We start from the raw sequence: 12,793 nt of genomic DNA on the forward strand, positions 1-12,793 counted from the left end.
AAAAAATTTTGCGGTACATGCCGCCACGATTTTTTTTCGCAGCGCTGTAACCCGCTGGCTGCACAGCGCGAATTACAACGCAGATCGGGCCACGCAAAACAACCGCTGTGCTGTCACCCGGTCGGATTCAACCTTTATCAACCCTTGGAGAACCGCACCATGACCACCCGCACCCTCAGCCTCGGCGCCCTCGCCCTTGTGGCCCTGACCTCTGGCGCCGCCATGGCCCAAACCAGCGCCGCCCCCATGGACGGCGCCAAGCCTGCCATGGAGAAGTGCTACGGCGTCTCGATGGCCGGCAAGAACGACTGCGCCGCAGGCCCCGGCACCACCTGCGCAGGCACGTCCAAGATGGACTACCAGGGCAACGCCTGGAAGTTTGTGCCCGCAGGCACCTGCACCACGATCAAGACGCCCAAGGGCATGGGCATGCTGACGCCCATGAAGAGCTGACCATGGCACCCGCTCTCACCGCCGGCCTGGGCCTCAAGCCCCAGCACTACGACGAGGCGCTGCGGTGCACCGCCCCCGGCCTGTGGTGGGAGGTGCACCCCGAGAACTACCTGGCCGACGGCGGCCCGCGCCTGGCCTGGCTCGATGCCATCCGCGCGCGCCACCCGGTGGCCCTGCATGGCGTCTCGCTGTCGCTCGCAGCCGATGCGCCGCCCGACGCGGCCCATCTGGCGCGGCTGGCGGCCCTCGCAAGGCGCGTGGAACCCGCCATCATTTCAGAGCATCTGGCGTGGTCCACCTGGCGCGGGCAGTACCTGCCCGACCTGCTGCCGTTTCCGCGCACACAGGCCGCCTTGCTGCGCATCGCGGACAACATCGCCCGCACGCAAGACGTGCTGCAACGCCCCATCGCCATCGAGAACCCCACGCACTACCTGCACATCGACGGCCACGACTGGCTGGAGACCGAGTTTTTGGCCGAGCTGGTACGACGCACCGGCTGCGCCCTGCTGCTGGACGTGAACAACGTGCACATCAGCGCCAACAACCTGGGTTTTGACGCGCAGGCCTACCTCGACGCGTTTCCCCTGCACGCCGTGGCAGAGATCCACCTGGCGGGCCACCATGCGGACCCGGTGCATGGCGATACGCTGCTCATCGACGGCCACGATGCACCCGTGGCGCCCGCCGTGTGGGCGCTGTACGCGCAGGTGATTGCACGCACTGGCCCGGTGCCCACCCTCATCGAGCGCGACGACCAGTTGCCCGCCTTCAGCGAACTGCTGGCAGAGCGCGACCAGGCCCACCACGCGCTCACTGCCATGCAGCCCGAGGAGACCACATGCAGCTGAGCACCTTCCAGGACGGCTTTTCTGCCGCGCTGCTCGGCCCGGCGGCCCATGCACCCTGGCTGTCGGCACTGGAGTCCCAACCGGGCTTTGCCGTGTACCGCAACACCGTGCTCAAGGGCTGCATCGATGCGCTGCAGGCCGACTACCCCACGGTGGGTCAGCTGGTGGGTGACGACTGGTTCCGCGCCGCTGCAGCAGTGTTCGCCCGCACCCAGCCGCCGCGTAACGGCCTGCTGGTGAGCTATGGCGAAGGGTTTGCCGACTTTCTGGCCGGATTTGCCCCGGCCGCCGAGCTGCCCTACCTGAGCGCCGTGGCGCGCCTGGACCGATGCTGGACCGAATGCCATCTGGCGGCAGATGCCACCGCCGTGGACCGCCAATGGCTGGCACAGCAGCCCCCCGACACCTTGCCCCAAGCATCACTGCGGCCCCACCCCGCTGCACGCTGGGCTTGGTGTGAAGAGCATCCGGCTTATGCCCTGTGGCAGAGCCACCGTGAAGGTCTGCATCCCAATGAGGCACTGGAGTGGACGGGCGACGGCGCCTTGCTGACCCGGCCCCGTGCCGAAGTGGTGTGGTGCCCCCTGTCGCGCGCTGGGGTGGCCTTTCTGGACGCCTGCGCCGAGGGCCACACGCTGGAAACCGCCGCCACGTCGGCCCTGAATGTCGAACCCACCGCCGACTTCGCTGCCCTGATCAGCACCTTGCTGGACGCAGGCGCATTGATACCCACCGATTGACCCACCGATTCACGCACAGGCTGAGGAGCCCTTCATGACCACCAGCACACACTTCCCTTCGGCCCCAGCCAAAGGCCCACGCTTGCTCTTGGCGCGCCTGGCCGACACCGCCACCTCGCTCACCCCGCACAGCCTGCTGGCGCTGGTCAACCGGGTGGCCATCGCGGGCATCTTCTGGATGTCGGCACGCACCAAGGTCGAGGGCTGGTTCACCATCTCCGAAAGCGCCTACGCGCTGTTCCGCGACGAATACAAGCTGCCCGTGCTGCCGCCCGAGCTGGCAGCGCAGATGGCTACAGTGGCCGAGCACCTATTCCCGGTGCTGCTGGTGCTGGGCCTGTTCACACGCCTGTCAGCCCTGGCGCTGCTGGGCATGACGCTGACGATTCAACTGTTTGTCTACCCCGACGCATGGCCCACCCATCTGTCGTGGGCGGGGCTGATGTTGTACTTGGTGGGGCGCGGTGCGGGGAGCGTGTCGATGGACCGCGTGCTGGGATTCCGCTGACCGCTGCGCATCAACCTGCGGTGGTGCGCACCCAGCGCACGATATCGGCCGCCCCCAGCGCGCCCGAAATACGCGCCACCTCACGCCCTTGCTGGAACAGGATCATGGTCGGAATGCTGCGGATGGCATAGCGCGCCGCAATGGCCTGCTGGTCTTCGGTGTTGAGCTTGGCCAGGCGCACGCGGGGCTCCAGCTCGCGGGCGGCCTGCGCAAAGGCGGGCGCCATCTGTCGGCAGGGACCACACCACGGGGCCCAGAAGTCCACCAGCACCGGGATGTGGCTGCGCGCCACATGCTTGTCAAAGCTGGTCGCATCCAGCTCCAGCGGCGCCCCCGCAAACAGGGGCCGATGGCATTGGCCGCAATCGGGCGCGCTGCCCAGGTCGGCGCTCTGCACGCGGTTGGTGGTGTGGCAATGGGGGCAGACGATGTGCAAGGCTTCGGTCATGGCGCAGCAAGGGTTGGTGGCAAAAAAGCTTGGGATGTCCTGCATAACCCTCGCGGGTCGGTGGTAGTGCGGATCGGGACAGGCCGCAAGGCGCCTTTTTGCAGCCCATAGCGGGGCTATGGGCCAAAAAAGCAACGCAGCGGATGGCCCGAGACCGCGCTATCACAGACTGCAGGGAGTTATGCAGGACATTCCATACTGATCACATGGCGCCGCAAGCGCTTCGTTTCAAGGCTCCGCGTTGCCATCTGCGGCCACCCCAGTTGCAACCGGTCGCAGACCTTGCACGCGTTTACCAGCCCTGAATCCCCCTCGTGGCCGTGCCTGCATTGCAGCGTCTGCTATGGTTTCGCGCATGCAGCTGCTCCCCACACTGACAACTGCCCATGCGCTTTTTCTCGATTTCGATGGCACGCTCACCGAGCTGGCACCACGCCCTGAGGCGGTGCGCATCGCATCGGGCCTGATTCCCACGCTGTCATCGCTGCACGCCCAGTTGGGAGGTGCGCTGGCCATCGTGACCGGCAGACCCGAAGCCGACATCGACGGATTTCTGGCGCCGCTGCGCCTGCCGCTGGCGAGCGAACATGGGGCCCAATACCGCCTCGTTGACACTTCGGTGCCCGCCACCGCACCACCCGCCCTGGAGCCCGTCTTGCAGGCCGCCCAGGCCCTGGCCGCGCGCCACCCCGGTCTGCTGGTGGAAACCAAACGCGTCAGCGTCGCCCTGCACTACCGCCTGGCGCCCCACCTCGAATCCCTGTGCCACGACACGCTGGTACACGCCATGCGCGAGGTGGACGGTGTGGAACTGCTGCGCGGCAAATGTGTCTTTGAAGTGAAACCCCGTGGCGTTCACAAGGGCCAGGCCATCATCGACTTCATGACGCAGCCCCCCTTTGCGGGCCGCACGCCGGTCTTTGTGGGCGATGACGTCACCGATGAGGCCGGCTTTGCCGCTGTGCAGTCGCTGGGCGGCTGGGGCATCAAGGTGGGCGAAGGGCCCACCATGGCACAACACCGCTGCATGACATCGGCCGCACTGCGGGGCTGGCTGTCGTCTGCACGCACAACGCTGGAGCGCGAACGATGAACACCGCCGCCACACAGCCCCAGACGGGCTCGCTCAACCTCGGGATGATCGGCAACTGCGCCATCAGCGCACTGATCGACGACCACGCCCGTATGGTGTGGTGCTGCCTGCCGCGCTTTGATGGCGATCCGGTGTTCAACGCCCTGCTGCAGCCCGGCGACGAGGGCAGCCACTTCGCGATCGAGCTGGAAGACCTGGCATCGGCCCACCAGTGGTACGAGCCCAACACCGCCATCCTGCGCACGCAGTTGTTCGACAAGGCGGGCCATGGCATCGAGATCACCGACTTTGCGCCGCGCTTTTACAGCCGCTCGCGCTACTTCCGGCCCATGACGCTGGTGCGCCGGGTGCGCCCCATCCAGGGCTCGCCGCGCATACGGGTGGCGCTCAAGGTGCGCTACGACTGGGGCCAGACCACGCCCGAGATCACGCGCGGCAGCAACCACATCCGCTATGTGGGCGAGGGCATGACACTGCGCCTGTCCACCGACGCGCCGGTGTCGCATGTGCTTTCAGGCCAGGCGTTTGTGCTCACGCGCGAACACAACTTTCTGCTGGGCGCCGACGAGACGCTGGTGGACGGCATTGCCGACACCGCCCGCCACTTTGAGCAGGAGACCACGGCCTACTGGCGCAGCTGGAGCCGTGCGCTGGCCATTCCGCTGGAGTGGCAGGATGCGGTGATCCGTGCAGCCATCACGCTCAAGCTGTCGCTGTACGAAGAGACCGGCGCCATCGTGGCCGCCATGACCACCAGCATCCCCGAATCCGCCCACAGCGGCCGCAACTGGGACTACCGCTACTGCTGGCTGCGTGATGCGTTTTTTGTGGTGCGCGCGCTCAACAGCATCTCCGAAGTGGGCACCATGGAGGACTACCTGCGCTGGCTGAGCAACGTGGTGGTCGAAGGCGGCGACGGCCACATCCAGCCGCTGTATGGCATTGGGCTGGAAAAAGACCTGCCCGAGCGTTTTGTACCCCAGCTGGCGGGCTACCGGGGCATGGGCCCGGTGCGCGTGGGTAACCAGGCGGCCGAGCATTTTCAGCACGACGTGTACGGCAACATCGTGCTGGGCGCGGCCCAGGCCTTTCACGACCACCGCCTGCTGCACCGCGCGGGCCTGGCCGAATTCAAGCGGCTGGAACAGGTGGGCGACAACGCCGTGCGCGTGTACGGCCAGCCCGACGCGGGCATGTGGGAGCTGCGCACGCGCGCCCGGGTGCACACCTCGTCGGCCCTGATGAGCTGGGCCGCCTGCGACCGCCTGGCCAAGATCGCCGCCACGCTGCAACTGGCCGACCGCGCCCGCCACTGGCAGCAGCATGCCGACCGCATGCGCGCCGAGATTCTCGACCAATCGTGGTGCGAAGAACGCCAGGCGTTTGCCGAGAGTTTTGGCGGGCATGAGCTGGATGCCAGCGTGCTACTGATGGCCGAGGTGGGCCTCATCGACCCGAAAGACCCGCGTTTTGTGAGCACCGTGGAGGCCATGGAAAAGAGCCTGTGCGATGGCCCCTACATGCGCCGCTACGAGGCGGCCGACGACTTTGGCAAGCCCGAAACGGCCTTCAACATCTGCACCTTCTGGCGCATCGACGCGCTGGCGCGCATTGGCCGCAAGGCCGAGGCGCGGGCCATCTTCGAGACCATGCTGGCCGCCCGCAATCCGCTGGGCCTGCTGTCGGAAGACACTCACCCCGACACCCGCGAGATGTGGGGCAACTTCCCGCAGACCTATTCGATGGTGGGCGTGATCAACGCCGCCGTGCGCCTGTCAGCGCCCTGGGACAGCGTGATTTGAGGCGCTGTCCGACAGCGGCCGGGGGCAGTCTGCACGGATGATGGCCCCCATGAGCCGTCTTGTCGTCATCTCCAACCGCCTTGCTGATCCCCGCAAACCCGCCGCCGGGGGCCTGGCTGTGGCCCTGGGTGAAGCCCTCAACCAGACCGGAGGACTCTGGTTTGGCTGGAGCGGCACCGTGGTCGAAGGCGGCACGCCCGGCGAGGGCGAACTGCACACCCGCCAAGCCGGTGCCGTCACCCTGGCCACCGTGGACCTGTGCCGCGAAGACCACGACAGCTACTACCACGGCTACAGCAACAGCGTGCTGTGGCCGGTGTTCCATTACCGGCTGGACCTGGCCGACTTCAACGCCAGCTACATCGCAGGCTACCGCCGCGTGAACCAGATGTTTGCGCGCAAGCTGCTGCCGCTGCTGCGCGACGACGATGTGATCTGGGTGCACGACTACCACCTGATTCCGCTGGCGGCCGAACTGCGCGCCATGGGCTGCAAGCAGCGCATCGGCTTCTTTCTGCACATCCCCATGCCGCCGCCGCTCATCATGGCGGCCATCCCTCAGCACGAGTGGCTGATGCGGTCGCTGTTCGCCTACGACCTGGTGGGCCTGCAAAGCGAGGCCGATGTGGCGCATTTCACGCGCTATGTGCGCAACGAAGGCGGCGCCGAAGCGGTGGACGAAAAGCGCGTGCGCGCGTTTGGGGCCACGGTGGTGGTGCAGTCCTTTCCCATCGGCATCGACGTGGACGAATTCACGCGCCTCACGCACGCCCCCGACGCGGTGGAGACCTACGAGAACATGCGCGACGAGTATTCACGCCGGCGCCTGCTGCTGGGCATTGACCGGCTCGACTACTCCAAGGGCATCCCGCACCGCGTGCGGGCCTTTCGCGAGCTGCTGGACCGCTACCCCGAAAACCGGGGCAGCGCGACGATGATCATGATCGCCTCGCCCAGCCGCGACGACGTGCACGCGTATGCCGACCTGCGCCAGGAGCTGGAGGGACTGTGCGGCTCGATCAATGGCGACTACGGCGAGCTGGACTGGATGCCCGTGCGCTACATCCACCGCATGGTGGCGCGTAAACGTGTGCCGGGCCTGTGCCGCGCCGCCGCCGTGGGGCTGGTCACACCGCTGCGCGACGGCATGAACCTGGTGGCCAAGGAATACGTGGTGGCGCAAGACCCGGACAACCCCGGCGTGCTGGTGCTGTCACGCTTTGCGGGTGCGGCGGAACAGCTGAAAGAAGCGCTGCTGGTGAACCCCTACGACCCCCAGGGCATGGCCGACAGCATCCAGCAGGCGCTGCAAATGCCGCTGGCCGAGCGGCAGGCGCGGCACCAGAGGCTCATGGCGCGCATCAAGGAACACGATGTGCACTGGTGGCGCAAGGCATTCATGGATGCGCTGCAGGCCGCTGCGGACTGAAGCCCTCGACACCTGTCACAGAGGGCGCTCAGACCTCTGCTGCAATCCCGCTCACACCCACTTGGCAATCAGGCTGACCACAAAGCTGAGCAGCACGGTGCTGGCCAGCGGAATGAACCAGTCGCGCCCAAACAGCTTGAACTTGAAGTCGCCCGGCAGGCGGCCCAGCCCCAGGCGCTGCAGCAGCGGCGACAGGCCGTTGATGAACACCAGCGCGAGGAAGATGACGATGAGCCAGCGGAGCATGGGGTGCCTGCGCGGTCAAAGCCGGTGCGACCGGTCTCCGTGCGCAAACCCCACGGGCTCCCACGCATCGCCCGCGCCCAGGGCCAGCACCTTGAACAGCTCGCCCATTTCATGCTCCATGATCAATTTGGCCGCTGTCGCCCGCTCTGCTTGCGCAAGCAGCTCCATTTTTGATAGCAAACCGCAGTTGATCAGGAAATGCGCCTGGGTGGTGTAACCCAGCACCTGCAGGCCCGCCTCTTGCGCGGCCAGGGCCATGGCGGTGAAGTTGACGTGGGCGGTGATGTCTTTGCGCCCCACCTCCACCAGCGGGTCGCCGTCGGCCAAATGGCCCTGGTGGCACATCACCGTGCCCATGTGGCGCTGGGGGTGGTAGTACTCGTCTTCGCCAAAGCCATAGTCCAGCAAAAAGGCCGCACCCCGCTCCAGACGGTCGGCCAGCATGCGGATGAAGCCTTCGCCCTGGGCGTGGATTTCGGTCAGGTAGTCCTGCGGGCCTTCAATATCGAGGGGCGGGCGCAGGGCCGTGGGGCGGTCGGCCCAAGCAAAACTGCCGTCTTCGGCCACCACCACACCGCGCTCATGCCACACACCGCCCTGCTGACCGCCGTGGCGCGCCAGCAGTTGCACGGGCATGGCGTCCAGCACTTCGTTGCCCACCACCACGCCGCTGAACTTTTCGGGCAGGGCATCTACCCAGCGCAGCTTGTGCGCGTGGGCAATCAGCTTGGCCTGCTGGCGGGCCCGCAGGCTGCCCGACAGATCGACGATGGTGTAGCGCTGCACCCGGTCGCCCAACGCATCCAGCAACTGCAGCGCCAGCGCGCCAGAGCCTGCGCCAAACTCCCACACCTCATGGGTGCCGGTGCGTTCCAGGGCCTCGCCCACCTGCACGGCCAGCGTCTGGCCGAACAGGGGCGTGAGTTCAGGGGCGGTCACAAAGTCGCTGCCCGATTCGGGCATGGCGCCAAATTTGGTGGAGTCGTTGGCGTAATAGCCCAGGCCGGGTGTGTACAGCGCCAAGGCCATGAAGCGGTCAAAACCCAGCCATCCGCCCTCGGCGGCAATGGCCTGGGCAATGTACTGGTGCAGGGCGGTCGTTAAACTGTCGGGTCTTTGGGTCACGGCCCGCATTGTCCACCACATGTCCCCCACATCCCGTCCACGCACCGTTCTGGTCACCGGCGCTGCCAAGCGCCTGGGCCGCAGCATTGCCCTGGCATTGGCCGCCGGGGGCTGGCAGGTGGCCGTGCATTACCGCGCCTCGGCCCAGGACGCTATCGATACCGTAGCTGCCTGCGCTGATCTGGCGGGCGCTAGCGCCCATTTTGATGCTGATTTTGAAGACGAGGCTGCCGTGCGCGGCCTGGTGCCACGGGTGATCACGCACTTTGGCCAACTGGACGCGGTGGTCAACAGCGCATCGCTGTTCGAGCACGACGATGTGCAGACCTTCAGCTTTGCCGCGCTGGAAAAGCACCTGCGCAGCAACACGGCCACGCCGGTGCTGCTGGCCCAGGCGTTGCACCGACATGTGGCCGACCGCGCGGCTGCGGGCGAGGCCGACGCGCGCGGCGCGGTGGTCAACCTGCTGGACCAGAAGCTCTGGAACCAGAACCCTGACTTCATGAGCTACACGCTCTCGAAAGCGGCACTGGAGGCCGCGGGCACCATGCTGGCCCTGGCGCTGGCCCCGCGCGTGCGCGTGGTGGGCGTGGCGCCCGGACTCACGCTGACCAGTCACATGTTGAGCGACGAAAAGTTTGCCCAGCTGCACGCCCTGAGCCCCCTGGGCCGCTCGTCCACGCCCGAAGACGTGGCAGCCACCGTGAAGTTTGCGCTGGAAAACCAGTCCATCACTGGCACCACGCTGCTGGTGGACGGGGGCCAGCACCTGATGAAATTTGAACGCGACTTCTCCCTGATGTGAGCCCGGCGCTTGCGCACAGAACGAGCCCCCCACCATGACACAGACCCCTTCCCAGATGACTGGCACGCAGATCCTGACGCTGACCGGTTTGCGCTTTGATGCCAACCTGGGCATCCTTGAGCACGAAAAAGTCGATCCCCAGCCCATCCAGGTCGATGCCGAACTGAGCCTGGGCGTGCAGCCCCTGGCCCCGCGCGACGACGACATCAGCCATGTGCTGGACTACCGCCGTGTGCGCCAGATCATCATCGACGAATGCACCGCCGAGCACGTGAACCTGCTGGAGAGCCTGATCGGCAAGCTGGCCAACCGCCTGATGCAGCTGCCCGGCGTGCTGGGCGTGCGCGTGAAGATTGCCAAACTCGAAATTTTTGACGACTGCGAAGTGGCCATTCGCGTCGAGACAGGACAGTGGTGACCCTATATGTATCTGGGAGCTTTAGGGAGTTCAACTTCGGACTGGGAGAGGGTTTACATACAGCCCCCAGCGTTTGCCGACGATGGGGATGCTGTTATGCGTGCGTGGTCCTTGCCACGGTGCGGTTATTTAAGGCCCAGTGAACAGAGAGCTTGAGAGTCAGCACCTCGGGCTGCTGCAGACGTTGCAGGCTTGCGTTTGGCGCTGACATCTGGCGGGCTGGCGAAAGCCTCACTCCACACGCTGATTCTTGCATGGGAAGATAAGAATCCACAGGATGTCCACTCTCCGCAAAGCAGCTTGTGCCCCCTTCGCGAGCCTGACAGAGCCCCGACTTTCCATTCCCAGGCCTGATGAGAGCGGCGGGTAGTGGGTAGGGCCTTAGCCCTCAACGGCTCCCGGCGCTCCGAGGCCGTCGAAGATGACCGCGACCAGCACTTCAACTCATTCGTCCAGCCACGTGAGGGGCGGACCAAGCAGTACGCTCAGACTTGCTGCAACTTGGGGATTCGCCACAAGTTTACCCAAGGGCACCAATCCGACTTCACGTCGATTCCGTGCGCGGCTTCACACGTCCGATGTCTTCATACACGTGCTTCGTCTCTAGGAATTCCAGCATCGCTTCGGCTCCGTGCAGGCGGCCATAGCCGCTAGCGCCGAAGCCGCCGGTCTCGGCTTCGGGCAGCAGCTTGTTGTGGGTGTTGATCCACACCGTGCCGCTGCGCAGCGCGCGGGCAACGCGGCGCGCACGCGCGCCGTCGTGCGTCCACACGCTGGCCGACAGCCCGAAGCGGGTGGCGTTGGCGCGCGCGACCGCTTCGGCTTCGTCACGGAAGCTTTCCAGGTTGAGCACCGGCCCGAAGAATTCCTCCTGCACGATTGGCGAGTCGAGCGCGCCGACCTGGACCAGGCTGGGGCCGATGAAGGCGCCGCCCGCCAGGCGCCCGCCGAGCACTTCGCCGCGCACGATGACTTCGCCGTAGTGCCGCGCCTCGTCCACCAGGCGGTCGATGCGGTCGCGGTTGGCGACGTCGATCAACGGCCCCATCTGGCTTCCGGCCTCGGTGGCCGGGCCGACCGCGATGCTGCGCATGTGCGCGGCCAGGGCGTCGCGCAGCGGCTCCAGCAGCGACTCGTGCACCAGGACCCGGTCGAGCGCCGTGCACTGCTGTCCGGCGGCGATGGTGGCGGCGGCGACCAGCTGCGGTGCGATGGCGGCCGGGTCTGCATCCGCGAACACGATGCCCGGCGCCTTGCCGCCCAGCTCCAGGTTCAAGCGCTTGAGCGTCGATGCCGCGCTGGCCATGATGCGCTGGCCGACCGGCACGCTGCCGGTGAAGCTGATCACATCGACATCCGGGGAGGTGACCAGGGCCTCGCTCGGCTGGCTGCTGGTGCAGCTGTAGAAGTTGATGACGCCGGGCGGCAGCTCCGGAATCTCGACCAGGCAGCGCAGCAGCTCGGTCTGGAACAGCGCTGCCTGCGGCGCCATCTTGATGACGCTGGTGCAACCTGCTGCCATCGCGGGCGCCAGCGAGCGCACCAGCAGGATGGACGCGGCGTTCCACGGCACGATGATGCCTGCCACGCCGGCCGCTTCGCGCGCGAGCACGGACAGCGTACCCGGCTCGACCTCGGTGGTGCGGCCGAAGATCGTGCGCGCCAGTCCTGCGTAGAAACGGATCTCCGACACGGTGCCGGCCAGTTCCATCTGCGCCGGCTTCAACAGCTTGCCGGTCTCCTGCGCCAGCAGCAGCGCCAGTTCGCCGGCGCGACGCTCGACACGATTGGCGAATTCAAGCATCACGGCCGCGCGCAAGCGCGGCGCATGCGCCCAGTCGCTGCGCAGGAAGGCGATGCGCGCGGCGTCGATCGCCGCTTCGGCAGTGGCGATTCCGGCGTCCGCGAACTGTCCGAGCACCTTGCCGGTGCTGGGGTCGACGCTGTCGGCGACCGCGCGGCCGCCGACAGCGGCCCACTGCCCGGCTATCCAGGGTTGAGCGGTGGCATTCATGTTGTCCTCTCTCCGATTGTTGAGCTGCAAGGGGATATCTCGGGGACGGTCAATGCATGACCGAACCGCCGTCCACCACCACCGTTTCGCCGGTCATGAAGGCGCAGTCGTCGGACACCAGGAACAGCAGCGGCTTGACCAGGTCTTCCGGCATCTGGTCGCGCTTGATCGCGCGGCTGGCGAGCACCGGGCCGGTCAGCTTGTCGCGCATGTCGGCGTTCTGGATCACGCCTTCGCTCAACACGAGGCCCGGTGCGAGCGTGTTGACGAGGATGCCGTCGCCGCCGACTTCGCGCGCGATCGCACGCGTCAGGGCCAGGATCGCGCCCTTCGACGTCACGTAGTGCAGCAGGTTGGGCGTGCCCTTGAACGGCGTGCCGGAGGAAATGTTGACGATGCGGCCGTACTTGTGGGTACGCATGAACGGCACCACGGCGCGCGCACACAGGAAGGGCCCGCGCACATTCACTGCCATCACCTTGTCCCACTCGGCGACGTCGATTTCCTCGAAGGGCTTGAGCTGCAGCGACGCGTACACTGCGGCGTTGTTGACCAGGATGTCGATGCGGCCGAAGTGTTCGGCCACGGCCTGCGCCATTGCACGGGTCGAGGCTTCGTCGGCGACGTTGACGGTAATCGCCATCGCGCAGCCGCCGGCGGCTTCGATTTCCTTGGCGACCGGCGTGCAGTCGAGGATATCGGCCACCGCCACGCGTGCGCCTTCAGCCGCCAGTGCGCGTGCATAGGCCGCACCGATGCCTTGCGCGCCACCGGTGACGATGGCGACGCGGTCCTTCAATTTGCTCATGGTGTTCTCCGTTGAATGATTGTGGCACCCACACACGGTGGGCGCGTGGTTTG

14 protein-coding genes are annotated in these 12,793 nt (G+C 66.4%); 9 read left to right on the forward strand and 5 right to left on the reverse strand.

Annotation, left to right across the window (positions count from 1 at the left end):
- Window positions 1-159 precede the first annotated feature (159 nt).
- From C380_RS21100 to C380_RS21115, 4 genes are read left to right on the forward strand one after another with little or no spacing between them, the layout of a single operon-like run.
- Entirely contained in the window at window positions 160-453 is a 294-nt protein-coding gene (locus C380_RS21100; RefSeq protein WP_015015875.1) for a DUF2282 domain-containing protein, read from the forward strand.
- 2 nt (window positions 454-455) lie between these two features.
- Window positions 456-1,304 (forward strand): DUF692 domain-containing protein, encoded by an 849-nt coding sequence (locus C380_RS21105; RefSeq protein ID WP_015015876.1) that lies wholly within the window; start codon window positions 456-458, stop codon window positions 1,302-1,304.
- Window positions 1,295-2,044 carry a DNA-binding domain-containing protein gene (locus tag C380_RS21110; RefSeq protein ID WP_015015877.1) on the forward strand — a complete coding sequence of 250 codons (750 nt, stop codon included), beginning with the start codon at window positions 1,295-1,297 and terminating at the stop codon, window positions 2,042-2,044. The genes C380_RS21105 and C380_RS21110 overlap by 10 nt, the downstream gene beginning before the upstream one ends.
- A gap of 34 nt (window positions 2,045-2,078) precedes the next feature.
- Window positions 2,079-2,552, forward strand: a complete 474-nt coding sequence (locus tag C380_RS21115; protein WP_015015878.1) for a DoxX family protein — start codon at window positions 2,079-2,081, stop codon at window positions 2,550-2,552.
- Window positions 2,553-2,562: 10 nt separating this feature from the next.
- On the opposite strand, the gene trxC is transcribed toward C380_RS21115, so the two are convergent.
- Window positions 2,563-3,000, reverse strand: a complete 438-nt coding sequence (trxC, locus tag C380_RS21120) for a thioredoxin TrxC (protein WP_015015879.1) — start codon at window positions 2,998-3,000, stop codon at window positions 2,563-2,565.
- Between the two features lie 355 nt (window positions 3,001-3,355).
- On the opposite strand from trxC, the gene otsB reads away from it, so the two are divergent.
- The 3 genes from otsB to otsA are packed head-to-tail and all read left to right on the forward strand — an operon-like array spanning window position 3,356 to window position 7,324.
- The gene (gene otsB / locus C380_RS21125; protein WP_043566976.1) at window positions 3,356-4,093 is read left to right on the forward strand and encodes a trehalose-phosphatase; all 738 of its coding nucleotides are present in this window, start codon (window positions 3,356-3,358) and stop codon (window positions 4,091-4,093) included.
- Window positions 4,090-5,895 (forward strand): glycoside hydrolase family 15 protein, encoded by a 1,806-nt coding sequence (locus tag C380_RS21130; RefSeq protein WP_015015881.1) that lies wholly within the window; start codon window positions 4,090-4,092, stop codon window positions 5,893-5,895. The genes otsB and C380_RS21130 overlap by 4 nt, the downstream gene beginning before the upstream one ends.
- 49 nt (window positions 5,896-5,944) lie before the next feature.
- A complete protein-coding gene (gene otsA, locus C380_RS21135; protein WP_015015882.1) occupies window positions 5,945-7,324 on the forward strand; it encodes an alpha,alpha-trehalose-phosphate synthase (UDP-forming) in 1,380 nt (459 codons plus the stop codon).
- 51 nt (window positions 7,325-7,375) lie between these two features.
- Here otsA and C380_RS21140 read toward each other — a convergent pair whose 3' ends face one another.
- Together C380_RS21140 and C380_RS21145 are read right to left on the reverse strand one after the other, a co-directional pair.
- Entirely contained in the window at window positions 7,376-7,570 is a 195-nt protein-coding gene (locus C380_RS21140; RefSeq protein WP_015015883.1) for a DUF2905 domain-containing protein, read from the reverse strand.
- 15 nt (window positions 7,571-7,585) lie between these two features.
- Window positions 7,586-8,704: a class I SAM-dependent methyltransferase gene (locus tag C380_RS21145; RefSeq protein ID WP_015015884.1), complete on the reverse strand. Its 1,119-nt coding sequence runs from the start codon at window positions 8,702-8,704 to the stop codon at window positions 7,586-7,588.
- A gap of 10 nt (window positions 8,705-8,714) precedes the next feature.
- Between C380_RS21145 and C380_RS21150 the strand changes: the two genes are divergently transcribed.
- Together C380_RS21150 and C380_RS21155 are read left to right on the forward strand one after the other, a co-directional pair.
- Window positions 8,715-9,500 carry an SDR family oxidoreductase gene (locus C380_RS21150; RefSeq protein ID WP_015015885.1) on the forward strand — a complete coding sequence of 262 codons (786 nt, stop codon included), beginning with the start codon at window positions 8,715-8,717 and terminating at the stop codon, window positions 9,498-9,500.
- Window positions 9,501-9,534: 34 nt separating this feature from the next.
- Entirely contained in the window at window positions 9,535-9,918 is a 384-nt protein-coding gene (locus C380_RS21155) for a dihydroneopterin aldolase (protein ID WP_015015886.1), read from the forward strand.
- 544 nt (window positions 9,919-10,462) lie between these two features.
- On the opposite strand, the gene C380_RS21160 is transcribed toward C380_RS21155, so the two are convergent.
- The gene (locus tag C380_RS21160; protein WP_015015887.1) at window positions 10,463-11,932 is read right to left on the reverse strand and encodes an aldehyde dehydrogenase family protein; all 1,470 of its coding nucleotides are present in this window, start codon (window positions 11,930-11,932) and stop codon (window positions 10,463-10,465) included.
- Between the two features lie 49 nt (window positions 11,933-11,981).
- Window positions 11,982-12,740: an SDR family NAD(P)-dependent oxidoreductase gene (locus tag C380_RS21165; protein ID WP_008904486.1), complete on the reverse strand. Its 759-nt coding sequence runs from the start codon at window positions 12,738-12,740 to the stop codon at window positions 11,982-11,984.
- Window positions 12,741-12,793 lie beyond the last annotated feature (53 nt).

The organism is Acidovorax sp. KKS102 (genome assembly GCF_000302535.1).
Lineage (GTDB): Bacteria > Pseudomonadota > Gammaproteobacteria > Burkholderiales > Burkholderiaceae_C > Acidovorax.

Bases quoted from the DNA above. Each gene is read 5' to 3' on its own strand.
- C380_RS21100 (WP_015015875.1), top strand. From the start codon at position 160: ATGACCACCCGCACCCTCAGCCTCGGCGCCCTCGCCCTTGTGGCCCTG.
- C380_RS21105 (WP_015015876.1), top strand. From the start codon at position 456: ATGGCACCCGCTCTCACCGCCGGCCTGGGCCTCAAGCCCCAGCACTAC.
- C380_RS21110 (WP_015015877.1), top strand. From the start codon at position 1,295: ATGCAGCTGAGCACCTTCCAGGACGGCTTTTCTGCCGCGCTGCTCGGC.
- C380_RS21115 (WP_015015878.1), top strand. From the start codon at position 2,079: ATGACCACCAGCACACACTTCCCTTCGGCCCCAGCCAAAGGCCCACGC.
- trxC (WP_015015879.1), bottom strand. From the start codon at position 3,000: ATGACCGAAGCCTTGCACATCGTCTGCCCCCATTGCCACACCACCAAC.
- otsB (WP_043566976.1), top strand. From the start codon at position 3,356: ATGCAGCTGCTCCCCACACTGACAACTGCCCATGCGCTTTTTCTCGAT.
- C380_RS21130 (WP_015015881.1), top strand. From the start codon at position 4,090: ATGAACACCGCCGCCACACAGCCCCAGACGGGCTCGCTCAACCTCGGG.
- otsA (WP_015015882.1), top strand. From the start codon at position 5,945: ATGAGCCGTCTTGTCGTCATCTCCAACCGCCTTGCTGATCCCCGCAAA.
- C380_RS21140 (WP_015015883.1), bottom strand. From the start codon at position 7,570: ATGCTCCGCTGGCTCATCGTCATCTTCCTCGCGCTGGTGTTCATCAAC.
- C380_RS21145 (WP_015015884.1), bottom strand. From the start codon at position 8,704: ATGCGGGCCGTGACCCAAAGACCCGACAGTTTAACGACCGCCCTGCAC.
- C380_RS21150 (WP_015015885.1), top strand. From the start codon at position 8,715: ATGTCCCCCACATCCCGTCCACGCACCGTTCTGGTCACCGGCGCTGCC.
- C380_RS21155 (WP_015015886.1), top strand. From the start codon at position 9,535: ATGACACAGACCCCTTCCCAGATGACTGGCACGCAGATCCTGACGCTG.
- C380_RS21160 (WP_015015887.1), bottom strand. From the start codon at position 11,932: ATGAATGCCACCGCTCAACCCTGGATAGCCGGGCAGTGGGCCGCTGTC.
- C380_RS21165 (WP_008904486.1), bottom strand. From the start codon at position 12,740: ATGAGCAAATTGAAGGACCGCGTCGCCATCGTCACCGGTGGCGCGCAA.